Origin of the sequence: Gorillibacterium massiliense (genome assembly GCF_000455485.1) — a bacterium.
Classification (GTDB): Bacteria; Bacillota; Bacilli; order Paenibacillales; family NBRC-103111; genus Gorillibacterium; species Gorillibacterium massiliense.
In genome coordinates, this window is record NZ_CBQR020000171.1 from 43,381 (window position 1) to 65,907 (window position 22,527).

Below are 22,527 nucleotides of genomic sequence, written 5' to 3' on the forward strand. Positions count from 1 at the left end.
GCAATGGAGGAGAATCATGGATATCCTGGTCTCGGGAATGGGTTGGATCGATCATACGCCGGGAGGGTTGAACCGCTATTTCGCCGACTATTTGCGGGCAATGGAAGGGGAAGGGCACTCTGTCAGAGGGTTGATGACGGCAAACGGCGAGAAGACGTCTGCTCCTTCTTATGTGAAAGAGGTTAGCCGCGAGGCGGGCAAAGTAAACCCGATCGCGAGAGTTTCCGCCTTCCGCAAAGCCGTTGCCGAGGAGATCCGCGGTTACCGTCCGGATGTGTTCAATCCGCATTTCGCTCTTTATGCTTCGCTCGTAACTAGGGGGCTTGTGCCTGATGACATTCCCATCGTGACCCACTTTCACGGCCCATGGGCGGATGAATCTCTTGTTGAGGACAATGGGAAGAGACAGGGGTTGAGCCAGAAGCTGCGATACCAAATGAAGAAAAATATTGAGCTGATGTCCTACCGCCGATCCGATCGGTTTATCGTGCTCAGCGAGTATTTCAAAGATATTCTGCACAGACAATACAGAATTGCGGAGAGCCGCATCCACATTATTCCGGGAGCTGCCGACCATCAGCGGTTTGTTCCTCATGACGACCGGGATAAGTTGCGCCTAGAGCTCGGGCTAGCCGAGGGGCAACAGGTATTGTTTTGCGCCAGGCGTCTTGCCAAAAGGATGGGGATCGATCGGCTCATTCAGGCGATGGTTCCCGTCGTAGCGGAATTCCCGGAGACCATTTTATTCATAGCCGGTGATGGCGCTATGCGAAGCCAGCTAGACCAGCTTATTGCAGACTTGAACCTGAGAGATCATGTGTTTCTGTTAGGGCGGGTATCCAATGAGGATTTGGTCCGCTGGTATCAAGCCGCTGATATTAGCATCGTGCCGACTGTAACGTTGGAAGGCTTCGGGCTTGTGACGGTAGAAGCACTTGCTTGCGGAACGCCGGTACTCGGGACTCCTTATGGCGGGACGAAGGAGATCTTGCAGCACTTTTCCCCGGAGCTGTTGTTTCGCGACGGCAGTCCGGAAGCCATGACGGAGAAGCTGCTCGCCATCCTGTCTGGAGGCTGTCCCGTTCCGGCAAGGGAGACATGTCGGCAGCATGTGCTGGAGCGCTATACATGGGAAAAGGTAGCCAGATCGGTCCATGATGTTTTCTTGCAAGCCATTGACGAACGGAAAGCGAAAGGAGGGGTCTTCCTTGAAGGTCGGGCTGTATAATCACACAAGCGACATCAGCGGAGCGGAAATATCGCTTCTGCTTAATGCCAAGTATTTTCGCGAGGCTACTCCCGTCCTATTTGCGCCGGAAGGGGAATTGCTCGACCGCGCTCGAGACGAGGGCATAGCCGTTGTGCCGACTCCCAGTTACCGCGCGAGATTAAGCCGCAACCCCATACGAATCTTACGTGCAGCGGCCGGAATGATCCATTCCGGCTTTCGTTTTGCCCGAACGGTACGCAAAGAAAAAGTCGACGTAGTTCACGCCAATTCTTTACGGGCCGGAATGATGGCTTCGCTCTTCGCGTGGCTGCACCGGAAACCGGTGATTTGGCATGTGCGGGATTTGCCGCCTGGCGGGATCATCGGGCGGGGGATTCGGCTCTTCGCCCGGTTGAGTGCAAGCCGCATCATTGGCATCTCCAAACCGGTGGTCGCCGGCATGGGAGAGAAGAGCGCCAAGGTCCATCTCGTTCATAACGGCCTTGATATCGCCGATATTGCCCAAGAAGACCGGGCTCTTTTTCGGGAGAATTTACGTCGTGAGCTGCAGACTCCGGATGATGCCAAGGTGCTCGCCATCATCGGACAGATCGCCCCATGGAAACGTCAGGAAGATGCCATCCGTGCCGCTGCCAGACTCCTTCGGGAAGGCAAAAAGCTGAACGTGTGGATAGTCGGCGAAGCGAAGTTTCGCGAGGAGAACATCCGCTATGAAGCCGATTTGCACAAGCTGGCGGCGGAGTTTGGCATCGAGCAGCACATCCGATTTACCGGCTTTCGCAAAGATGTCATCCCCATCTGCTGCGCCGCCGATGTCCTCCTGCTCTGTTCGGAACACGAGCCATTCGGCCGGGTAATCATCGAAGCGATGTCCCAGGCTCTTCCGGTAGTCGGAACCAATGGCGGCGGCGTTCCGGAGATAATTGAGCATGGAATAAGTGGACTGCTGTACGAAATCGGCGATGTCGCCGGTATGGCGCGGCACATCAGCCAGCTTTTGGACAATGAAGAGCTTTATCGCACCATCGGACAAAATGGAGCCGAACGGGTTCGCCGCTTCTTTACCATCGACCGCACAGTGGAGCGAATCGAAAGCATTTATGATCTGGCGACGGACGGGAAATTCTCGAAGCAACCGCGGATCGCGATTGTTCATGACTACTTGAATCAAATGGGGGGCGCAGAGCGTCTGGTGGCGATTTTTCATCGGATGTATCCGGAGGCTCCTATTTTTACAACCATTGTAGACCGCAGCATCCTACTTCCCGAATTGCGCGATGCCGACATCCGCACCACCTGGATGCAGAAGATACCGGGTATTATGAAATATTTCAAGCATTTTTTCTGGCTGTATCCCTTTGCCGTCCGCTCGATGAAGCTGAAAAATTACGACATCGTGCTCAGCTCCAGTACCGCCTATGCCAAAGGAGCGCCGGCAAGGAAAGATGCGGTTCATGTGTGCTATTGCAGCACGCCGATGCGGTTTGCCTGGGATTTCGACTCCTATATGGACGGCTCGGGTGTTCCGGCGCTCATGAAAGGGGCGGCTAGGCTTCTTGTCATGCCTTTGCGGATCTGGGATACGCGCACTTCCCGGAAAGTGGACCAGATTATCGCCAACTCTTCCGTGGTCCAGATGAGAATCCAGCAGCATTATGGCATGCACGCACCGGTTGTTTTTCCGGCGGTTAATATATCCCGGTTTACAGTTAATGAGCATGCCGAAGGTGACTACTTCCTTATCGTATCCCGGCTTGTTTCTTATAAACGGATCGATCTGGCGGTTCAAGCCTGCTCCAGCATCGGACAAAAACTTGTGATCATCGGCGACGGTCCCGACCGTAAGCGGTTGGAAGGGATGGCCGGACCGCAAGTGGCTTTCCTGGGCAGGCTTCCGGATGAGGAAGTCGTGAAGTATATGGAAAATTGCCGGGCATTTCTGTTCCCGGGAATTGAAGACTTCGGCATCACGCCATTAGAGGCTAATGCATGCGGCCGTCCGGTTATCGCTTATCAGGCCGGCGGAGCTCTCGATACCCTCGCACCGGGTGTCAATGGCATGTATTTTACCGAGCATACGGCGGAATCTCTTGCGGAGGTGCTGCATACCTTTGACAAGAATGCTTACGATCCGTACACCGTTCGCCGTCATGCCGAGCAATTCAGCGAAGAGGTGTTCGTAAACCATATCCTCCGGGTTGTTGAACAAACGACTAACAACAAGGGGCTTAAACCTGTATATCAGACTGTGGCGGAACCGCGATAACTCGATGCACCTTAGCCGTCGAAGAGGAAAAGAGGAGATGATTCGATGAAACTTGTCCTGTTATCCGGCGGATCAGGCAAACGCTTGTGGCCGCTTTCCAATGATTCTCGCTCCAAACAATTTCTTAAAGTGTTGAATAACGAACAGGGCGGGCTGGAATCCATGGTGCAGCGCGTATGGGGACAGATCACCCGCGCCGGTTTGAGGGAGCACGCCTATCTGGCAACGGGAAGAGGTCAGTTGGATCTGATTCACAGCCAGATCGGCGCTGATGCTCCAGTTGTTATTGAGCCGGAACGAAGAGACACTTTCCCGGCTATCGCACTGGCTGCGGTATACCTGTATTCCGTCGAAAGCGTGAAACTAAACGAAACCATCGCGATTTTGCCGGTGGATCCGTATGTGGCCGATTCCTTTTTTCAAACGGTGAGTTCTTTAGACGGGGTTTTGAATGAAACAGGCGCTGATCTTGCGCTTATCGGCGTTAAGCCTACGTACCCATCGGAAAAATACGGCTATATTGTGCCGGACGTCGCCGCAGAAGGAGAAAATGCTTTAGGCGCCTTGAAGGTTAGCCATTTCGCCGAGAAACCGAACGAACAGGAAGCCCGAAGATTAATTGGCCAAAACGCTCTTTGGAATTGCGGTGTCTTCGCCTTCAAGCTCAGTACGATCATCAACCTGTTGATTCAGCGCGGACTGCCCATCCAGTATGAAGAATTGTCAAAACAGTACCACAAACTGCCCAAAATCAGCTTCGACTATGAAGTTGTCGAGAAAGCCGAGCATATCGTTTCGGTTCCTTATCATTCTTATTGGAAGGATCTTGGCACGTGGAACACGCTGACGGAGGAAATCGCCACTCCGCTGATTGGAAAAGGCATGGTCAGCGCCGATTCGCTTAACACGCATCTGATCAATGAACTGGACATTCCCGTAGCGGTGTTGGGATTATCCAACATTGTTGTTTCCGCCAGTCCGGATGGAATCCTCGTTTCCTGCAAGGAAGCCAGTCCCCGGGTCAAGGATGTCGTCAAGGAATTCGACCAGCGGCCGATGTACGAGGAGCGGAGATGGGGCTCTTACCGCGTTCTCGACTACAAAAAATTCCCTGACGGACAGGAAGTGCTGACAAAGCGAATTTGCATCGATGCGGGTAAAAATCTCAGTTATCAATTTCATACCTATCGCAGCGAAGTCTGGACCGTGATTCAGGGAAAGGGCGAGTATGTTTTGAATGACCGTGTAGGGCAATTGGAGGCCGGAGACGTTATCCGTGTACCCGTAGGTACGAAGCACAGCATTCGCGCCCTTACCGATCTGGAAATCATTGAAGTGCAGAGTGGAACTCCCCTTATCGAGGAAGATATTCACCGCTTCAGCATGAAGTGGGACGAAATTTTGCAACTGTGCAAATAGGGGATCTATATAATTTGAACGAAATATAGTAAGGATTCCGTCACTGCAAAACCTGATTATTCTTCCAATCGCTGTTGCGCTAAGATTCCTTGATTATATAGTTGTCTAAAGGTAGGAATCTGATCGCAAAGGCGACCGCTGACGCTTTTCCAGAACAATCGGTTTCTCCGCTCCTTCATCCCTTTCTTTCGTTCAACTTATTTAGGAAAAGGAACGTATCATATCCGGGAGGAATAATAACCGTGCGCGTCGTGTCTGGCGTTTTGTTGCTTGCTGTGGCAGCCGCCATTTTCTTTTTTTCGTCTCAAACCTACAGTCAACAGAATCTTATTCCGAAAATGAGAACCTATATTCAGGAAGACACGCTGGCAAGAATGCTCCCTGATATGGAGATCGAGTACAACGGCAAGCTTCTTCAGGCTAAAAAATCCCCTTATCAATTTACCCAAGTCATCCTGCGCAAAGGGGCTCATTTATTCATGTACGGGCTGCTAGCGTGTGCGATTTCTTTTGTTCTGACATTCTATAAATGGGCCAAGTGGAAAAAAGCTATGCTCCTTTACGGAGTCGTGATTTCCATTGCGGCGCTTGATGAATGGAACCAGCGGAGTTCATTCCAGCGAACAAGCAAACCGAGCGATGTTGTGATCGATGTGATCGGAGCTACTTTGGGAGTAGCAATAAGTTTGTTGGCTATGACCGCTTTCAGAAGCGTAAAACAAAGGAAAATAAATAATCAAAACTAATTTTCATTTAGTACTTGATACAATTCGTATCATTGTGTATAATAAAAATATACAACATGTAGCAACGAGAGAAAGATCATGACATTCGTTATCCCGAACGTTTGGTGGAGAATCCAATGAGTGCCATATCCGCGATTTTTCAATTCAATCAACAGCCTCTCCCTCAAGAAGACTGCACGAAGCTGCTGGAAGCAATGGAGGACATCCCGGTAGACGATATCGGAGTCTGGCAGCAGCACCCCATTTTTCTCAGCAGCCACACCCAATGGATCACGCCTGAATCGGTAAATGATGACCAGCCGCGTTACGATTCCGAACGGAAATTGGCGATAACGGCGGATGCGATTATCGATAACCGCAGCGAGCTGTTCCAATTGCTGCAGGTGGCTCCGGATCGGCAGAGGGATATTTCCGATAGCGAACTCATCCTGCTGGCCTATGCCAAATGGGGAACGGAGTCTCCCGAACGATTGATCGGCGATTTCGCCTTCTTGATCTGGGATGAAAATAACGGCAGGCTCTTCGGAGCCCGGGATTTTTCCGGGGCGCGCAACCTTTACTATCATAGGAACGATCAGCGAATCGTCTTCAGCACTCTCATCAAACCGCTGCTCTCCTTGAATCAGGTTCAGAAGAAACTTAACGAAGATTGGCTGGCGCAATACTTGGCGATCTTCCACATGTATGACGCGGTTGATTCCGCATCAACGATTTATCAAAACATCCTCCAAGTACCGCCTTCACACTCCGTGACCATTACCCGCGACAAGATGATCTTAATGCCTTACTCCACGATTTTGCCTCGTGAGCAACTGAAACTTAAATCGGATGAGGAATATGTCGAAGCTTTTCAGGATGTTCTTCAAAAGGCCGTTCATTCCCGGCTGCGTACACACCGTCAAGTAGGCTCTCAGCTCAGCGGCGGATTGGACTCCGGCTCCATCGTAAGTTTTGCCTCTCCCGCTTTGAAGCAAGCAAACAAACGGTTATACACCTTCAGCGCCATTCCTGTTGACGGCTTTGTCGATTGGACGCCCGGCAACCGCATGGCCAATGAGAAGCCTTACATACAAGCAACGGTTGATCATGTTGGCAATATTGAACCAGCTTACTTAAGTTTTCCGGGAAGAAACGCTTTGTCGGAAATCGATGAATGGCTGGCTGTCATGGAGATGCCGTATAAGTTTTTTGAAAATTCGATGTGGGTGAGAGGCATCTATGAGGCAGCAGCCAGTCAAGACATTGGGGTATTGCTGTATGGGGCACGAGGCAACTTCACCATCTCTTGGGGTTCCGCCTTTGAATATTACGCCAGTTTGCTGAAAAGGCTGCACTGGATTCACCTCTATCAAGAGCTGGCGCAATTCAGCCGCAATGTCAGACAAAGAAGGCGCTTAGTTCTATCCCTCATCGGAAAACGGGCTTTCCCGCAAATGGCTGCCATTCTCACTCATACAACCCCAAAAACATTTCCGGCGATGATTAATCCGGCTTTCGCCGAGAGAACGGAAGTCTATGAGAAGCTCAAAGATTACGAAGCAGACTCCCCATTTGTAAATAAACTTAATCTGCCGGAGGCTCGACTTCATCATCTGGAGCATCCCTATCACTGGAATGCGACCAGCACGAGCCACGCAAAGTTATCGCTGAAATATAAACTGTGGGGACGTGACCCGTCCAACGATTTGCGAGTGATCCGTTTCTGCCTATCCGTTCCGGAAAATCAATTTGTGCAGAACGGTCTGGATCGCGCCTTGATCCGTAGAGCGACAAAGGGTTATCTGCCCGACAAGGTGCGGTTAAACCAGCGGGTGCGGGGTTCCCAGGGCGTGGATTGGCTCCACCGGATGGCATCTTCCTGGAAACCTATGATTGATGAGCTTCATCAGCTTTGTGCCGATCCCTTAATGGGTGAGTACACAAACCTGTCCATGATAAAATCCGGCTTGGCCAAGGCTGAATCTGCTGTAACCCCGGAAATGGCGCTGGATACCGATATTCGGATCCTGATGAGAAGCCTGATTGTGTATCGATTTCTCAAACAGTTCCGCGAAGGGAGGTGAAAAATATGTCCAAAAAAGAATGGATCCAACCGTCCTTGGAGGAACTCAGCATCAAAATGACCCTGCAAGGTTCTGCATCCACTGAAATCGACGCCACTTTCTCTGACGTCAATGAAACGGTACATCTGCACGGGAGCTAATCCCGGCAGGCGGAGGTAGAACAAGCCCTTATACCCTAAGAAGTATAAGGGCTCCTTCTTTAATATTATGATCGTTCCGGAGTGAGTGAAATGTTGAATACGGCCCAATCAACCGTTTATCGGGCTTTCGGTTTAACGGTTTCAAGCGAGATTCCGCTGCCAGAGCTGGTGGTTGCAGGAGAAGAAGATACACAGGCGGATGTTGTGATTCAAATCGATGCGAGTCAATCCGCTTCCCTATACGCCGAACTGAAGGCGCAGAATAGGCAACTGATCGTTAAAGATGGCAAGGTTATTTTTCACATTCCTCATCTGGCTTTGTTCTCTATTGAGGACGGACGGACTATTACCGTTCATCCCCTGACGGAAATCTTCCAGAAGGAAGTTCGATTATACCTGCTTGGAACATGTATGGGTAGTGTACTGCTGCAAAGAAAAATCCTTCCAATGCATGGGAGCGCTATTCTGATGAACGGAAAAGCCTATGCCTTTGTCGGGCTTTCCGGAGCAGGCAAATCCACTCTCGCTGCGGCACTGATCAGCAAGGGATATCCCCTCTTAAGCGATGATGTGATAGCCATTACGCCAGATGGCGAAGATGGAGGTCCTGTCGTGACCCCGTCCTACCCTCAGCAAAAACTGTGGCAGAACAGTTTAACCCAACTTAAGATGGACAACCAGGATTATCATCCTTTATATGAGATAGATACTGCCGTCAAATACTCCGTACCGGTCTCCTCCGATTACTGTTCCCGAATCGTTCCTTTAGGAGGAGTATTTGAGCTGCAAAAAACCGACGAAGAGACGGTCAGCCTGAAACGATGTACGACCCTTGAGGCGGTGCAGATATTCCGCGGACATACCTTCCGGGATTTCCTCTTGCCTATGCTTGATTTGGATGCATGGCATTTTTCACAGTCGACAAGCATTATCCATCATATAGACGTATATCGGCTGCAGCGGCCGGCTTCGCTTTTGACGATCGACCAGTTGGCACAATTGATAATTGAAACCGTTGACGAGGGAGGGCAAACATCATGACAAAGCAAACTATTGTTTTGGAGGATACCGTTTGTCAAGGAAAGGGCAATTTGGTCAGCAGCATGGATGGGGAAAAGGTGTTGATGAACATTGGCAACGGCAAGTACTACAATCTGGGGGAAATCGGCGGACGCATTTGGGATCTGATCGAAGCTCCTACACCGGTAAGTCAGCTGATAGACGGACTTATGGAAGAGTATGAGGTGAAGCGGAGCACTTGCGAGGAGCATGTATTCAATTTCCTGCAAACGATGCTAACCGAACGCCTTCTGGAAGTTCAAAGCACTGTGAATCTATAACGAAAGGGTCGGTTGGCTTGCTGCGAATAATAAGGAAGCTGCACAACTTTCCGGCCGGCATGATTCTGCTGCTGTTGGAAGCTTACCTTTCCTTGGGGTGGGCGCGCGTGTTAAAAGCGTTGCCCTTTTCCAAAGTCGCTCCTTCCTTGGGAGCGCAGATGCAGGAAACGGAGATGATCTGCAGCGACGCGGAAGCTAGGATCATAAAGCGGATTGGCCATGTGATAGCGGTGGCAAGCCGCTTCACCCCGTGGGAAAGCGTGTGCATGGTTCGGGCGCTGGCAGCCAGCCGCATGCTGGAGCGCAGGGGAATCTCCAGTACGCTCTATATGGGAACGGGAAAAGACAAAACCGGGAAAATGATCGCCCATGCCTGGCTGAGAAGCGGACCGATTTATGTGACAGGTGCGGAAGTCATGAGAAATTATGCAGTGGTTGGCATGTTTGCCAGAACGATTCCGTATAAAGCGAGCCGAAGGAGCATGAAATATGGATAAGGCAATGAGCCTAGAGTTAAGCTCGTTTCCAAAAGAGCTTCAGGTCATGCTGGAGCTGATTCGAGCGGATCATGGGGACCCGCTGGATACTTTGCAAAATAACAACCCGATGCTCGCGGATATCGATTGGAATTCATTTATTCAACTGGTGCGGCACCATCGGATTGGTCCTTATCTCTATGCGGCAATCAAACCTATCGGAGAGGGCATCATTCCTGAAGAAGTACGGCAAACCCTTGCGATGGAAGCCAAGATGAACATGTTTCAAATGCTCCAATTGACAGGCGAAGTGGAGAAGGTTACCGAAAGCTTCCAAGCGGCTGGGATTCGCTCCTTATTGCTAAAAGGTCCGGCGTTGGCCAAAGCACTTTATGGGGACATCTCCCTGCGAATCTCTGGCGACATTGATATTCTCATACCTGTTGAGAAAATAGAGGAAGCCCATAAGGTGCTGACCGATCTTGGATATTGCTTCATTCAAGGGAGCGCCCCGCATATTTTGGAAGATTGGATACGCAGGGATCATCACATCTGCTTCTATCACCCTGAGAATCGTGTCCAAATTGAGGTCCATTGGCGGCTTAATCCGGATATGGGCAAAGAACCGGAATTCGATGTCCTGTGGGAACGCAGGCAACGCAGCAATGTGTCGAAGTCGGAAATCTATTACCTTGGTAAAAACGATCTGTTTCTCTATCTCGTTTCACATGGGGCCCGACACGGCTGGTTTCGGCTAAGATGGCTGCTGGATATTCACCGGATGGCGCTGCTTGAACAGGATTGGCCGAAAATCATCAGCCTCATGCAAAAATACGGATTCGTAAAAGCAGGCGGTCAGGCTCTGCTTTTGGCTGCGGCTATCTTCCATACTCCGGTAAGTTCAGAAAACAAGCGGCTTACCAAAGGAAAACAGCCTATGAAGCTGGCTAAGCTCACCCTGCCTTTTATTCGGGAGATGATCGAGTTTTACGGGGAAGAGCCAGTGGGAAAGGAGATTTCCCGCAAGTTCGACCGCTATATGTTTTCGATGAAGAGCATGAGGCAGAAGTGGGCTTATTTTACCAATCGGCTTTACCCCAGCTCCTATGATGCCAAATTGCTTCCGCTCCCGGCTGTTTTGCATTTTCTATACTTTCCGCTGCGGCCGTTTTTGTGGTTTTGGCGGCACTACAAGCAGCAAGCATCTTCTTGAAGTAAGGTGTGATGAGATGAAGCAGCTTCTGATCTTTTTAAAAAAAATGCATCATTATACGGGGGTCCGGCTATACATCAATCTCATTTGGATGGTCGGGATCAGTTTTATAGAAGGAATCAGTATTATTCTTATTATTCCTTTGCTGGGGCTGACCGGCATTCTGGACGGTGTGAGCTCGGGAGGCATCCCATTCCTTTCCACCGTGATGGAATGGCTGCAGCGTCTGCCTTTCAAGATTGATTTGGTCACGGTTCTAGTCTTCTACGTTGCGATGCTCACTGGGCAAGCCATGCTGCAGCGCAGTCAAGCCATCATGAACGCGAAGATTCAACAAACCTTCCTGGGCAGTATGCGAATGGAGATTTATCAGGATCTGCTGCAGGCGAACTGGTCCTTTTTTCTGAAAAAGCGCAGATCGGATTTCAATCATATCCTGACCAATGAGTTAGGCCGGGTGAGCGCAAGCATTTATACCTTCTTGCGAATGATCGCCTCCCTGGTTTTTACCCTCGTTCAAGTGGGGTTTGCTCTGATCTTGTCGGCAAAGCTTACTATGATCATTTTGGTTTGTGGTGTCGGGTTAGCCGTCGTATCGCGCAGATCGTCTAGGAAAGCAAAGGAAATGGGCGGCAGCATGTCGGAATTGTCTCAGAACTACATGGCGGCCCTGACTGACCATTTTAATGGAATGAAAGATATCAAAAGCAACAATATGGAACGAAAGCATTATCAGTATTTTAAATCCATCGTAGATCGTATCGAAGGCAATTTTCTTCAAATCAACAATCTGCAAACGAAGTCTCAATTCTATTACAAGACGGTATCCGCGATACTGATCGCATTCTTTGTTTTGCTGTCCATGAAGGTACTACATGCCAGCGCCGGACAGCTTCTGATTATTATTTTGATTTTTTCCCGCTTGTGGCCGCGCTTTACCGCTCTGCAAAGCAGCTGGCAGCAAATTCAATCCAACCTGCCTGCGATATCCAGCCTGCTTGAGGTTCAACGCGAAAGCAGAGAAGCGATGGAAGTGGATATGGACGCACCGGAAGACCAAAACGAGACATCCATTCTGCATGTGGCCGACCACATCGAATGCCGCCATGTGGATTATCGATATAATCCGTCGAGCGATGCTTATGCGTTAAGCGATATCAACTTGACGATACCTGCCAACAGCATGACGGCGATTGTGGGGAAATCCGGAGCCGGAAAAAGCACACTCATCGATATGCTCATGGGCTTGATCCAACCGGAAAAAGGCGAGGTGCGGATTGATGATGCCGTATTGTCCAAGGACAATGTCAGGCAGCTGAGAAGATCGGTCAGTTATGTAGCTCAGGAGCCCTTTCTCTTTCATGCCAGCATCCGGGAAAACCTGCTTCTGGTCAAGCCGGAGGCGACGGAGGAAGAGTTGTGGGGAGCGCTTTCATTCGCTTCGGCGGATGCGTTTGTCCAGGAATTGCCATTAGGTCTGGATACAGTGGTAGGCGACCGGGGAATCCGGCTTTCAGGCGGAGAACGGCAGCGTATCGTACTGGCCAGAGCTATACTGCGCAAGCCCTCCATTTTGATTTTGGATGAAGCGACAAGCGCTTTGGACAGCGAAAATGAAGCGGTGATCAAATCTTCACTGGACCTGCTGAAGGGCTCTTTGACCATCATCATCATTGCCCATCGGCTTTCGACGATTCGCAATGCCGATCAGGTAGTAGTGATGGAAGGCGGCCGGATCATTCAACAAGGCGGTTACCAGCAGCTTTTCAAAGATACACGCGGCAAATTCAAGTCCATGCTGGCATATCAGGCTGATGTAAATATGAATGGGTAGGGATCAAAGGATAGTCAGTCAAAAGCGGATGAGAGGGGAATAGACAAATGATCGGCGACGAAATCCGAAGGCTGCGTCTGCGTAAGGGGATGTCTCTGACGCAATTTGCGGAGCGGGCTGAAGTAGCGAAGTCATACTTGAGCAATGTGGAACGGAATATTCAGACCAATCCCTCTGTACATATCCTGAAGCGGATTTCCAGCGCACTCGGCGTACCTTTTGAGGTTTTGCTGCGTCCAGAGCGGGATGTCGTTCACGAAGAACTCGACCCGGAGTGGAGGGATTTGCTGCACAATTTGATTGAATCCGGGATTCCCAAGCGCGACATGAGAGTTTTTCTTGATTTTACTCGCTGGAGACTGGCTCAGGAGAGACAACTGCAAATGGCGGCGCCTGAAGACGAAAAGCAGAAAGAACTTCATTCATGAAGACATGGAAAAAATGGCTAATCGGTTCATCGGCAGGGCTTTTGATCGTTGTTGCCGGAGCAGGGATATGGATAAATGCGGCGTTCAGGCCTTCTAACCACTTTCATAATAAAAAGTACCCGGTTCTGGCGGTGCCGGATTCAACTAAGCTACCGGATCAGACCGGAGCGATATCATCCCAGGCTGCAGGTGGAACTGATCTGCAGAACAAAATCGCCGTTAATGCGGATGACCCGTCTTTCAATATCGCTATTCTGGGTGTGGACGCACGTCAAGATGAGTATTCTCGGACGGATGTCATTATGCTGGCCCGGGTAAATCCCGAGACGAAGAAGGCCAATGTGATTTCGATTCCGCGGGATACACGAGTTAATCTTCCGGGGATCGGGTTTACGAAAATCAACCACGCCAATGTTGTAGGGGAGTTGAAAGGCGGAAATAAGGAAGGGACCCAAGAGAGCATACAGGCGATCAGCAACTTGTTTGGCGTGTCGATTCACTACTATTTGAAGACGAATTTTGTAGGATTTATTCATTTCATCGATGCCATGGGCGGCGTCGAAGTGGATCTGTCTCAGCCGATCAGTCTGGTAAAACCTCTGGGAGGCCGCAGTGCCGTCACCCTGCCGGCAGGCAAGCAGCTGTTGGATGGGGCTACTGCTCTTGATTTTGTAAGGGAACGGTATACTCTGGACAATGGGGATTTCGGCAGACAAGCGCATCAGGTTGATATTATGAGGGATGTTGCCGAGAAACTGACGCAGCTCGATACACTACCTAAGCTGCCATCCCTTTTGCATATGGTTCAGAAAGAAATATTGGATACCAATTTCACCAATAGCGATTTAATCAGCATGGCTTGGCTGTTCAAAGGAATGAAAGGCAATCAAATCGCATATTCTCAATTGCCGGGCTCAAGCGGTTATTTTATGGACCCTATGGTGAAGAAGCAGCTTTATTATTGGATACCCGATCGCGTCAAGCTTATGGATTTGGAGGAAAACTTCCTACTTGCAACCCAATGATCCCAAGGATGAAAAGTGCCCATTCCTTCCAAAACCGGATGGAGTGGGCTTTTTTTGCGTTACAGATATAGAGGTTGGTTATCTCATTTTTCCGTCCGTTTTCGCCCATGGATCCAAACCTCCGCCATTTCCCGGTGGTTGTCGGTTACTTTGGAAGAGAGGGTTTTAAGAGCGCCGGCCAGTATAGCCGCATCATCGGTCCAACCCACGACAACGAGAAAATCCGGGATAAGATCCACCGGTAAAATGAAGTAGGCTAGACCGGAAAATGCAACGGCTTTTGCCCATTTCGGCGTAGCGGGGTCCACTGCAGCATAATACGTGGCGATTGCGTCTTTAAGGAAGGGGATTTTACCGGTATGGCTTTTCAGCTTGGACCAGAAATGGGTTCTCACGTACTCTTCATCGCTTTGTTCCTCCTGCCGAATAAATGGATCATGGGCATCTTCATTGCGTAGCATGGCGCGTCCTCCTTCATATTCTCTGCTTTGTTTTATTGAATGCTCCTGTCGGTCATTACCCTGAATCGGGAGAAGTAGAAACATGGAGGGGAAAAAGGTTACTATATAAGGAATGGAAGAGATCAGCTCGATAAAGTCATTCAACTGCACAGAAAGGAGATGCGAGATGTTTCCAAGCAGGGTTATGGAGAGAAAAATTATATTGAGGTGGCTGATCTTGTTGGCTGCCTTTACCTTCATCGACATCTTACTGATCTTTTGGGTGATTCGGCATCAAGGGACGCCTAAATATCTCTTTTTAATCTGGAACCTGTTTCTCGCTTGGCTGCCATTGTTCTTTGCATTGGGAGCGGTCCACAAACAGAATGACAGCCGCCTTATGTTCATTTTTCGTCTGGGATGCTCGATTCTCTGGCTTTTGTTTTATCCAAACGGTCCTTATATGATTACGGACTTGAAGCATTACCGAGAGGTTGTCTCATATCCTGGCGCCATTTGGCCTTATGATGATTTGCTTATGCTGTTTTCTTCCGCTTGGACCGGCATGATGCTGGGGGCTCTTTCTCTTTTTCTCCTGCATCAAGGCGTCCGGAGACGTTACGGCAGTTATGTCGGCTGGATATTCGCTCTATCGGCTTTGTTCCTAGGTTCAATCGGCGTGTATGTTGGACGTTTCCTACGCTGGAACAGTTGGGATGTGCTGACGAATCCCCATCAGCTTCTTCAAGAACTCAGCCATATCTTGGAATACCAGTCCACGGATTTCATTTTTCTCTTTTCCGCCATCCAATTGGTTACCTATGCTACCGTTTATTTTCTGGCGCAAAATCAAACGGATAAGCACTGAACCTAAGATTGTATCGGTCGGTACGGAGGAACTGCGGACTATTTGAACTTCCGGTCGCCGCTGTTTTCGGATTTCTTCATTAGAATTGCTTTTAAACGGAGGAAATCCGAAAACAAATGCGAACGCTAACGCTCCTGCAGTCCAAATGTCCTCCATTCCTCCTTGGACCATTACTCCTTCCATGGTTCGCTGACGACTTCCTTAACAAAATAAGCGTAGGAATGGCCGCAGGATTCGCAATGAAGAATGTGTACGCATGAATGAAGCGCCAGATCGGCATAGCCGTTTGTTTGGCTAACTTCTTCCAGGGATTGATAGGGAGAGTAGGGGCCTAAATAATCATTGTATCGGCCGTCGTCGATTCCCTCCATCCCGCACTTGGGGCAGTCGGCATGAAGCGAATTTAGGCCGTTGCATACCGGACAGATTGCAAACAAGGGTATCCCTCCTGGAGATAAGCTTCAGGTGTAGGATACCCTTGTTGCAGATACGATCTGCATCACTGCGAAAAGTACATAATTTTGCCAAAGCAGGGGAAGCTGTTAGCGCCAGCGGGTGCTACCGCTTCATGCTGCTGCTGTGTCCCGGCGAAAGCTTGGCGTTGGGATCAATATAGACTTTTGCGTTATTGATGGCAGTAGGCGCTTCGCCAAAGCCAACGGCGATGAGCTTTAATTTTCCGGGATACGTGGTAATATCGCCTGCCGAGAAAATGCCGGGAATGTTGGTGGCCATGCGGGAGTCGACTACGACAGCCCCGTCTTCAATCTCAAGACCCCATTCGGAGATAGGACCGATGGAAGATACAAAACCGAAATTGACGATGACGGCATCGACTTCAATCACCGACTCTTCACCGGTTTTCGTGTTCTTCAGCGTGACTTTTTCGATTCGATCGGTGCCTTCCAGGCTGGTTATTTCCGCAGGTGTCTGGATGTTCACCTTGGATTTCATCAAGTTTTCCACGCTGTGTTCATGAGCACGGAATTTATCGCGTCGATGGGTCAAGGTTACCTGCTCGGCGATGGGCTCCAGCATTAAGGCCCAGTCTACCGCCGAGTCGCCACCGCCGCTGATCAGAACCTTTTGCCCTTTGAAGGTATTGAGGTCCTTTACAAAGTAATGGAGGTTCTTCTTCTCGAAACGTTCTGCTTCCGCAAGTTCAAGCTTTCTCGGCTCGAAGGCACCTACGCCGGCGGTCACGATAACAGCCCTTGCATAGTGGACGGCTTTATCGGTTTTGATTTCAAAGAGCCGCTCCTCCAGCTTTTCTACCAGCGTTACTTTCTCCTCCAAGCATTCCGTAACGGGAAAATGCCGCATTTGCTCGGTCAGATTATCGACCAGCTCTTGTCCGCGGACTTTGGGGTAACCGGCTACGTCGTAAATATATTTTTCCGGATAGAGTGCGGCGAGTTGGCCGCCAAGCTGGGGCATGCTTTCAATAAGCTTGACCGAAGCCTGTCTCATACCAGCATAAAAAGCGGCAAACATCCCAATGGGACCCCCGCCGATTACTGCAATATCGACAATTTCTTTTTCGTTTTCTTTTAGTAAATCCGTCACGAAACCGGACACCTCCAACTAGGTATAGCAATCTTCTTCATTATAATCATTGCAAGCCGTTCGTGCAAAACTTCACGGCGGTAATGTAAAAAAGTTTTTCACGGCCATTCACCGATTATTCAAGGTCATTTAAGTTTGTTGAATGCTTGTGGAATAAGTAAAATTGTAATGAAAATGATACTTGCTATTTTCATTTCCAAAGTATATCATTTCAGAAGTTAGGACTGGTTTATCCGTCTTTCGGTTCGTGCTGCCCGTTTTTGTGGATACCGGATCAAGGCGAGACAGAGGACAATAAGTTGTAATGTGTTATATTTCACATAAAGAGACGCACATAAATAATTATGGGATGGAAGGGATTAGAGATGAACCGCATACCTCGAATCGTCATACTGGGCGCCGGGTACGGAGGAGTCGTTACAGCGATCCGATTGCAAAAGCAACTGAATTATAATGAAGCAGATGTTACCCTTGTCAATAAACATGACTACCACTATATTACGACCCATTTGCATATGCCTGCTGCCGGCACCGATAAGCCGGAAAACGCCCGTGTTGACATTCTGCGTCTGATTGACGAGTTTAAGGTGGATTTCGTCAAATCGACGGTGGTTCAAATCAAACCTCACGACCGCAAGGTTATTTTGGAAGACAGCACGCTGTCCTACGATTATCTTGTGATCGGTCTGGGCGGCGAGCCGGAAACCTTCGGTATTCCCGGACTCAAGGATAACGCCCTAAGCATTCGCAGCATCAACAGTGTGCGTCACATTCGGGAGCACATCGAATATCAATTCGCGAAGTTCAAACAAGAGCCTCATCGTAAAGATTATCTCACCTTCGTGGTGGGCGGAGCCGGCTTTACGGGCATCGAGTTTGTCGGCGAGTTAGCGGATCGCATGCCGAAGCTGTGCAAGGAATTCGATGTCGATCCTTCCATCGTGCAGATCATCAATGTAGAAGCCGCGCCAACGGCTCTTCCCGGCTTTGATTCTGAACTGGTGGAGTATGCGGTGAACGTTTTGAAGGAAAAGGGAGTTACCTTTAAAATCGCTACAGCCATCAAAGAGTGTCGTCAGGACAGCGTTCTTCTCGCAACCGGGGAGGAAATCAAAACCGGCACGATCGTATGGACCGGAGGCATCCGCGGCAATCGCCTGCTGGAGGAAGCCGGGTTTGAAACCTCACGGGGCCGGGTCATTGTTGATGAATACCTGCGTACGAAAGAATATGATAATGTCTACGTGCTGGGGGATTGCTCCATTGTCCTGAACGAGGAAGGTAAGCCCTATCCTCCGACAGCGCAAATTTCCATCCAACAGGCGGAAACCTGCTCCCATAACCTAGTGGCAACCATCCGCAACACGCCGCTCAAGAGCTTCAAGTTCCACAACAAAGGTGTTGTCGCTTCCCTCGGCCGTGGTGAAGCCATCGGCGTTGTCGGCAAGTACAAGATCAAAGGGTTTACGGCTGCCAAAATGAAGAGGCTGGTGGATATACGGTACTTGTTCATCATCGGCGGCATCCCTCTAGTTTTGCGCAAGGGTCGACTGTAGTCGACTGTAGCAGATGGGTTAAAGTTTGGATAACTGGAATCTTACAGGTGATAAGGGAAGGCCGCAGCCGCGGCCTTTTTTTGCAACCAGGCGGAAATGGCGATGATCAATTCGAAATATGGAGAGAGAAGATTGGAGGGGTTGAAGTGAGTGACGTGAAGCTGCGCGCGTATCATGATGTGGACACGAAAGCTGTGGCGGCTTTTTTACTTTCTGCAGATCAATTGCAATTTACGGCTATGCCTGGCGACTCTCTGGCTTTATGCCAGGAGGACGACAGCCGGCACCCGATGGTGATTTGTACCGAGGACAAGCCGGTCGGTTTCTTTGTGCTGCATGATGGGCCGGGCATTGCTCCTTTTTCGGAGAATCCTAACGCCGTTTTGCTGCGTGGTTTGCTAGTCGATCAGCGTCACCAGGGCAAAGGATACGCATATCGCGCCATGACCCTCGTGCCGGACTGGGTGAGCCGTAATTTTCCCGGGGCGGACGAAATTGTATTGGCCGTTAACAAGGGCAATTTACTCGCTCAGCGTTTATACTTAAAGTGTGGCTTTGAGGATCGCGGAAATAGAAGAATGGGGCAGAAGGGGGAACAACTCCTTTTGCATTTCAAATTAGATGAAAGACAAGAGTGAAAGGCGGGGAAATGAATGCGGCATTGCAGCGTTCAGGTAAGAGGTTTGCTGACAAGGGAGGAGCTTGACCGGTACAACGCGCTGATGGAGGTCGGCCATTATCTGGAACAACAAAACCAATACGATCTCTCTGCCGTGGTGCAAAAGGAAATCGACATCTTGATCCTGCCGGGTATCGAGCGGCTGAAGGAGAAGGGCCGCCAGCGGGACCGGGCGGATGAAGAGTATTTAGCCAGCCTGCGTGCTGCGCTGGAGGATGACGACGAATAACTGGAAGAATAAAAGAAACCCATTGTCTCCCCGGGTACGCCCGTTTGAAGACATGGGTTTCTTGATTTTTCTCTCTATAAGAAAGCATTAGTTTCACTCAAACTTAGCCTTATGCCGCTACGGTAAACGTCGCACGTCCTGTAAGGACGGCGTCAGCCGTTTATCCTTGGGCATTTAAACCTTCAGCATCTTCTCCAGTTTGCCGAAGTCTAGGCGGTTGCCGACGAAAAACTCGCCGAAATCGCCGTACCGTGCGCTGACTTCGTCGAAGCGCATTTCATAGACTAGCTTTTTGAATTGAAGGGCGTCATCTGCAAAGAGGGTGACTCCCCACTCCCAGTCGTCAAAACCGACGGAACCGGTAATGATCTGTTTCACCTTGCCTGCATAATTGCGGCCGATCATGCCATGGCTGCGCATCATCGTCCGGCGCTCCTCGATGCTAAGCATATACCAGTTGTCGTTGCCTTCGCGGCGCTTGTTCATCGGGTAGAAGCAGATGTGATTGGTTTGGGGAAGAGCCGGTTTCAGCCTAGCGATAATGTCCGGGTCCTGCATAGGGTCGACTCCGGGCTTGCTCATATAGCTGCTCAGTTCGACGATCGATACGTAGGAATAGGCAGGCAATGTGTGCTCGGCAAAGGATGTTTTATTAAATGCGGTTTCCAGTTCGTTGATCTCTTCCAAGGTTTCCCGCAGATGCATAAATACGAAATCCGCCTTTTGGCCGACGATGCTGTACAGAACGGTGCTGCCCTGCCGATCGTCTTCCGTTTCCTTGCATGCATCCAAAAATTCATTCAGTTCGTCCAAAGCGCGGTTACGCTCGTCTTCGCTGACATATTTCCAAGAAGACCAGTTGATGGTGCGGAAATCATGCAGCGCATACCAGCCCTCCAATGTTTGTACAGCTTCGCTCATTGCCAACACCCTCCGCATAGAATATCTTTCGTATTTATTGTAGCCAACTTTATTTGAGAGAGCAAACGAGTCGGATTGACTGGCGGTCAACCTGCGAATCGGGTTTCTTTTTCTATAGGAATCCGCTAGAATGTGGGTAGCCATTATCGCTTTGGGGGGACAGTCGATGATCATTGAGCTGATCCAGCTCTTTTTGCTGATTGTAATATCCTTTGTCTTGTTTTTCGGCATTGGCTTTATTGTCAACATGCTGCTTAAAACGACCTGGCTTCCCATTTATCTGGCCGTTGCCGTCATCGTCATTCTCTTAATCTATTTATGGAAGCCATCGGTTTCCATCGGCAGCAATTTAACGGAGTACGGCTTTGCCGATATTCTATCTGTATTAAGCGGCATAGGAGGGGCGGCGCTGAGCGGTTATACGATCAAGACGCTGCGCTTCAAGGGCTATAAAATGTTTTAAGCATCGAGAACGAGCCTTTTGGGATTTTTCCGGAAGGCTTTATTTTTTCACCGCCCATATTTTTCTCTCATGAGTCTGTCGGATTGTGTGGTAAGATAGGAGAACCAAGTATATCGGGATGAGGGTATAAGAAATGCGCATTACCAATATGCATCACTTTACGGAGCATCACCGATTTTGCATTTATCGGGATTTCTCTTTGAGCGGACTCGACTATCGGATGCTGAACCGAATCTATCAGCCGATGGTAGGGGCATTCGCTATTGCAATCTATTCGACCCTTTACCAGCAGCTGGAGGGGGACAAGGTCGGGTTCTCCAGTCTGGAGCAGCAGCGGACGCTTTTCCTCTCTCTGGAGCTTGAGCCGGGGGAGCGGGGGCGAAGCTTTTTTATCGAGCAAACCTCCAAGCTGGAAGCCGTCGGCCTGCTGCAGACGACGCGCCGGTTTCTTGAAGCGAACGACGATTATATCTACGAATATCAACTGCTCCAGCCGCTGTCTCCGGAGGAGTTTTTCCGCAATCAGCATTTGACGTATCTTTTGCGGGACAAGGTGGGCAAGTACTCGCTCTTGTTTTTGAAGGATGAGTTCACTCAGCCTGCTCCTGAAGGCCTGCTGGAGGCAAATGGCGAGAATTTGTCCACGCCGTTCTACGAAATCTTCCGTTTGAATACGCAAGTGTTCGATTATGAACTGGAGCAAGGATTCGCCGAATCGGCCTCCGCCCGTGACAGCAAGGCGAAGCTGAACTTTGACAATAAAGGTTTTTCCTATGCGGATATTATCCAGCGCTTTCCTCGTGAATCCCAGAACCGCGAATGGGTGGAGGGATTGAAATTCCGCCAGGAGCAAATGGTGGAAATCAATATGATCGCCAAAAAGTACGATCTCAAGCTGCAGGAGATTTGCCGGCTGCTGGATGAAGATTCGGTATTTAGCGAAGACGGCAGTTTGATGCGGGATGTGCTGCAGTACCGGGCAAACTTGTATTTCCGCCAAGGGAAGAAGCGGGATGAATCCGTTGAGCGCAATAACCGCAAGGTTGTGTCCATGAAGGAAGAAACCGACGAGCTTGCGGAAAAGGCCGTGGAGATGGAATATTATCTCGAAGTTCCAGCCATCTTCCAGGGACAATGCGACCAGCACCAGTACAACATGATTCTCCGCAACGATCCGTATACCATGGTGTTGAAACGGTTCTTTTCTCAGGGCAGCGTACCCAATGGGCTTTTGGATATTTTTGAAGTGATTGATTTGAACTATAAGCTGCCGGAAGAAGTCATCAACGTGATGATCCACTACATTCATACCGACCGTCGTTCCTGGTCGAAAAGCTCCATCGAGGCTGTTGCGTCGGACATGCTCGGCAAGCAGGTGGCCACCTACGAGCAGGCGGTGGTTTACACCCGCGAAAGAGCGAAGTACAAGGAGCGGGCTGCGGCGAAGGCCTCCGCTTCCGAGTCAGGCAAGGGCGGCCAACGGGGCAGGCCCAAGCAAAAACCGCGGCTGCCGGTAGTAGGAGAACTGCCGCCCGATGTGGTGACGCCGGAACAGATGGAAGCCATACTGAAGCGGGCGCAAAAGCTGGATAGCGGCTCGTAGGACGCGTCCGATTCCCGTGTA

General features: G+C 49.9%; 23 protein-coding genes. 19 read left to right on the plus strand and 4 right to left on the minus strand.

The features are described from left to right. Window positions 1-16 precede the first annotated feature (16 nt). The 13 genes from TJ79_RS24360 to TJ79_RS24415 all read left to right on the plus strand — a co-directional run bounded on the left by TJ79_RS24360 (window position 17) and on the right by TJ79_RS24415 (window position 14,181). On the plus strand, window positions 17-1,228 hold the full coding sequence (locus TJ79_RS24360; RefSeq protein ID WP_040952943.1) for a glycosyltransferase family 4 protein: 1,212 nt from the start codon (window positions 17-19) through the stop codon (window positions 1,226-1,228). Next, a complete protein-coding gene (locus tag TJ79_RS26980; RefSeq protein ID WP_162162987.1) occupies window positions 1,209-3,497 on the plus strand; it encodes a glycosyltransferase family 4 protein in 2,289 nt (762 codons plus the stop codon). Before TJ79_RS24360 ends, TJ79_RS26980 begins: the two co-directional genes overlap by 20 nt. A 45-nt stretch (window positions 3,498-3,542) precedes the next feature. Continuing rightward, complete coding sequence (locus TJ79_RS24370) at window positions 3,543-4,916, plus strand: sugar phosphate nucleotidyltransferase (RefSeq protein ID WP_040952944.1); 1,374 nt, start codon at window positions 3,543-3,545, stop codon at window positions 4,914-4,916. Between the two features lie 251 nt (window positions 4,917-5,167). Beyond that, complete coding sequence (locus TJ79_RS26385) at window positions 5,168-5,662, plus strand: VanZ family protein (RefSeq protein WP_272944766.1); 495 nt, start codon at window positions 5,168-5,170, stop codon at window positions 5,660-5,662. A gap of 116 nt (window positions 5,663-5,778) precedes the next feature. Beyond that, a complete protein-coding gene (locus TJ79_RS24380) occupies window positions 5,779-7,725 on the plus strand; it encodes an asparagine synthase-related protein (protein ID WP_040952945.1) in 1,947 nt (648 codons plus the stop codon). 5 nt (window positions 7,726-7,730) lie between these two features. Next, a complete protein-coding gene (locus TJ79_RS27440) occupies window positions 7,731-7,865 on the plus strand; it encodes a paeninodin family lasso peptide (RefSeq protein WP_155988025.1) in 135 nt (44 codons plus the stop codon). Between the two features lie 90 nt (window positions 7,866-7,955). Next, entirely contained in the window at window positions 7,956-8,906 is a 951-nt protein-coding gene (locus TJ79_RS24385) for a phosphoenolpyruvate carboxykinase (ATP) (protein ID WP_040952946.1), read from the plus strand. Further along, window positions 8,903-9,205: a lasso peptide biosynthesis PqqD family chaperone gene (locus TJ79_RS24390; RefSeq protein ID WP_040952947.1), complete on the plus strand. Its 303-nt coding sequence runs from the start codon at window positions 8,903-8,905 to the stop codon at window positions 9,203-9,205. Before TJ79_RS24385 ends, TJ79_RS24390 begins: the two co-directional genes overlap by 4 nt. 59 nt (window positions 9,206-9,264) lie before the next feature. Beyond that, window positions 9,265-9,702, plus strand: coding sequence for a lasso peptide biosynthesis B2 protein (locus tag TJ79_RS24395; RefSeq protein WP_052339963.1), 438 nt, complete (start codon window positions 9,265-9,267; stop codon window positions 9,700-9,702). Next, window positions 9,695-10,894 (plus strand): nucleotidyltransferase domain-containing protein, encoded by a 1,200-nt coding sequence (locus tag TJ79_RS24400; RefSeq protein WP_040952948.1) that lies wholly within the window; start codon window positions 9,695-9,697, stop codon window positions 10,892-10,894. Before TJ79_RS24395 ends, TJ79_RS24400 begins: the two co-directional genes overlap by 8 nt. A 16-nt stretch (window positions 10,895-10,910) precedes the next feature. Further along, window positions 10,911-12,728: an ABC transporter ATP-binding protein gene (locus TJ79_RS24405; RefSeq protein WP_040952949.1), complete on the plus strand. Its 1,818-nt coding sequence runs from the start codon at window positions 10,911-10,913 to the stop codon at window positions 12,726-12,728. 47 nt (window positions 12,729-12,775) lie between these two features. Then, window positions 12,776-13,156, plus strand: coding sequence for an XRE family transcriptional regulator (locus TJ79_RS24410; RefSeq protein WP_052339965.1), 381 nt, complete (start codon window positions 12,776-12,778; stop codon window positions 13,154-13,156). Then, window positions 13,153-14,181: an LCP family protein gene (locus tag TJ79_RS24415; RefSeq protein WP_040952950.1), complete on the plus strand. Its 1,029-nt coding sequence runs from the start codon at window positions 13,153-13,155 to the stop codon at window positions 14,179-14,181. The genes TJ79_RS24410 and TJ79_RS24415 overlap by 4 nt, the downstream gene beginning before the upstream one ends. A gap of 83 nt (window positions 14,182-14,264) precedes the next feature. On the opposite strand, the gene TJ79_RS24420 is transcribed toward TJ79_RS24415, so the two are convergent. Then, complete coding sequence (locus tag TJ79_RS24420) at window positions 14,265-14,642, minus strand: YkvA family protein (protein WP_040952951.1); 378 nt, start codon at window positions 14,640-14,642, stop codon at window positions 14,265-14,267. Between the two features lie 166 nt (window positions 14,643-14,808). On the opposite strand from TJ79_RS24420, the gene TJ79_RS24425 reads away from it, so the two are divergent. Further along, on the plus strand, window positions 14,809-15,489 hold the full coding sequence (locus tag TJ79_RS24425; RefSeq protein WP_052339967.1) for a DUF1361 domain-containing protein: 681 nt from the start codon (window positions 14,809-14,811) through the stop codon (window positions 15,487-15,489). 170 nt (window positions 15,490-15,659) lie between these two features. Here TJ79_RS24425 and TJ79_RS24430 read toward each other — a convergent pair whose 3' ends face one another. Further along, window positions 15,660-15,926: a hypothetical protein gene (locus tag TJ79_RS24430; protein WP_040952952.1), complete on the minus strand. Its 267-nt coding sequence runs from the start codon at window positions 15,924-15,926 to the stop codon at window positions 15,660-15,662. 121 nt (window positions 15,927-16,047) lie between these two features. Further along, window positions 16,048-17,055 (minus strand): NAD(P)/FAD-dependent oxidoreductase, encoded by a 1,008-nt coding sequence (locus TJ79_RS24435; RefSeq protein ID WP_040952953.1) that lies wholly within the window; start codon window positions 17,053-17,055, stop codon window positions 16,048-16,050. A gap of 365 nt (window positions 17,056-17,420) precedes the next feature. Between TJ79_RS24435 and TJ79_RS24440 the strand changes: the two genes are divergently transcribed. The 3 genes from TJ79_RS24440 (at window position 17,421) to TJ79_RS24450 (ending at window position 19,519) form a co-directional block, all read left to right on the plus strand. Next, entirely contained in the window at window positions 17,421-18,611 is a 1,191-nt protein-coding gene (locus tag TJ79_RS24440) for an NAD(P)/FAD-dependent oxidoreductase (RefSeq protein WP_040952954.1), read from the plus strand. A gap of 146 nt (window positions 18,612-18,757) precedes the next feature. Beyond that, entirely contained in the window at window positions 18,758-19,249 is a 492-nt protein-coding gene (locus TJ79_RS24445; protein WP_040952972.1) for a GNAT family N-acetyltransferase, read from the plus strand. 15 nt (window positions 19,250-19,264) lie between these two features. After that, window positions 19,265-19,519 (plus strand): hypothetical protein, encoded by a 255-nt coding sequence (locus TJ79_RS24450; RefSeq protein WP_040952955.1) that lies wholly within the window; start codon window positions 19,265-19,267, stop codon window positions 19,517-19,519. A 174-nt stretch (window positions 19,520-19,693) separates the two neighbouring features. Here TJ79_RS24450 and hemQ read toward each other — a convergent pair whose 3' ends face one another. Further along, on the minus strand, window positions 19,694-20,440 hold the full coding sequence (gene hemQ, locus TJ79_RS24455; protein WP_040952956.1) for a hydrogen peroxide-dependent heme synthase: 747 nt from the start codon (window positions 20,438-20,440) through the stop codon (window positions 19,694-19,696). Between the two features lie 130 nt (window positions 20,441-20,570). On the opposite strand from hemQ, the gene TJ79_RS24460 reads away from it, so the two are divergent. Continuing rightward, a complete protein-coding gene (locus TJ79_RS24460) occupies window positions 20,571-20,903 on the plus strand; it encodes a YuiB family protein (protein ID WP_238323135.1) in 333 nt (110 codons plus the stop codon). 133 nt (window positions 20,904-21,036) lie between these two features. Then, window positions 21,037-22,506 (plus strand): replication initiation and membrane attachment family protein, encoded by a 1,470-nt coding sequence (locus TJ79_RS24465; protein ID WP_040952958.1) that lies wholly within the window; start codon window positions 21,037-21,039, stop codon window positions 22,504-22,506. Window positions 22,507-22,527 lie beyond the last annotated feature (21 nt).

Coding starts and splice junctions, on each gene's coding strand:
- TJ79_RS24360 (WP_040952943.1), top strand. CDS start 17: ATGGATATCCTGGTCTCGGGAATGGGTTGGATCGATCATACGCCGGGA.
- TJ79_RS24415 (WP_040952950.1), top strand. CDS start 13,153: ATGAAGACATGGAAAAAATGGCTAATCGGTTCATCGGCAGGGCTTTTG.
- TJ79_RS24390 (WP_040952947.1), top strand. CDS start 8,903: ATGACAAAGCAAACTATTGTTTTGGAGGATACCGTTTGTCAAGGAAAG.
- TJ79_RS24460 (WP_238323135.1), top strand. CDS start 20,571: ATGTGGGTAGCCATTATCGCTTTGGGGGGACAGTCGATGATCATTGAG.
- TJ79_RS24405 (WP_040952949.1), top strand. CDS start 10,911: ATGAAGCAGCTTCTGATCTTTTTAAAAAAAATGCATCATTATACGGGG.
- TJ79_RS27440 (WP_155988025.1), top strand. CDS start 7,731: ATGTCCAAAAAAGAATGGATCCAACCGTCCTTGGAGGAACTCAGCATC.
- TJ79_RS24395 (WP_052339963.1), top strand. CDS start 9,265: ATGATTCTGCTGCTGTTGGAAGCTTACCTTTCCTTGGGGTGGGCGCGC.
- hemQ (WP_040952956.1), bottom strand. CDS start 20,440: ATGAGCGAAGCTGTACAAACATTGGAGGGCTGGTATGCGCTGCATGAT.
- TJ79_RS24370 (WP_040952944.1), top strand. CDS start 3,543: ATGAAACTTGTCCTGTTATCCGGCGGATCAGGCAAACGCTTGTGGCCG.
- TJ79_RS24380 (WP_040952945.1), top strand. CDS start 5,779: ATGAGTGCCATATCCGCGATTTTTCAATTCAATCAACAGCCTCTCCCT.
- TJ79_RS24385 (WP_040952946.1), top strand. CDS start 7,956: ATGTTGAATACGGCCCAATCAACCGTTTATCGGGCTTTCGGTTTAACG.
- TJ79_RS24400 (WP_040952948.1), top strand. CDS start 9,695: ATGGATAAGGCAATGAGCCTAGAGTTAAGCTCGTTTCCAAAAGAGCTT.
- TJ79_RS24440 (WP_040952954.1), top strand. CDS start 17,421: ATGAACCGCATACCTCGAATCGTCATACTGGGCGCCGGGTACGGAGGA.
- TJ79_RS24425 (WP_052339967.1), top strand. CDS start 14,809: ATGTTTCCAAGCAGGGTTATGGAGAGAAAAATTATATTGAGGTGGCTG.
- TJ79_RS24410 (WP_052339965.1), top strand. CDS start 12,776: ATGATCGGCGACGAAATCCGAAGGCTGCGTCTGCGTAAGGGGATGTCT.
- TJ79_RS24420 (WP_040952951.1), bottom strand. CDS start 14,642: ATGCTACGCAATGAAGATGCCCATGATCCATTTATTCGGCAGGAGGAA.
- TJ79_RS24465 (WP_040952958.1), top strand. CDS start 21,037: ATGCGCATTACCAATATGCATCACTTTACGGAGCATCACCGATTTTGC.
- TJ79_RS24450 (WP_040952955.1), top strand. CDS start 19,265: ATGCGGCATTGCAGCGTTCAGGTAAGAGGTTTGCTGACAAGGGAGGAG.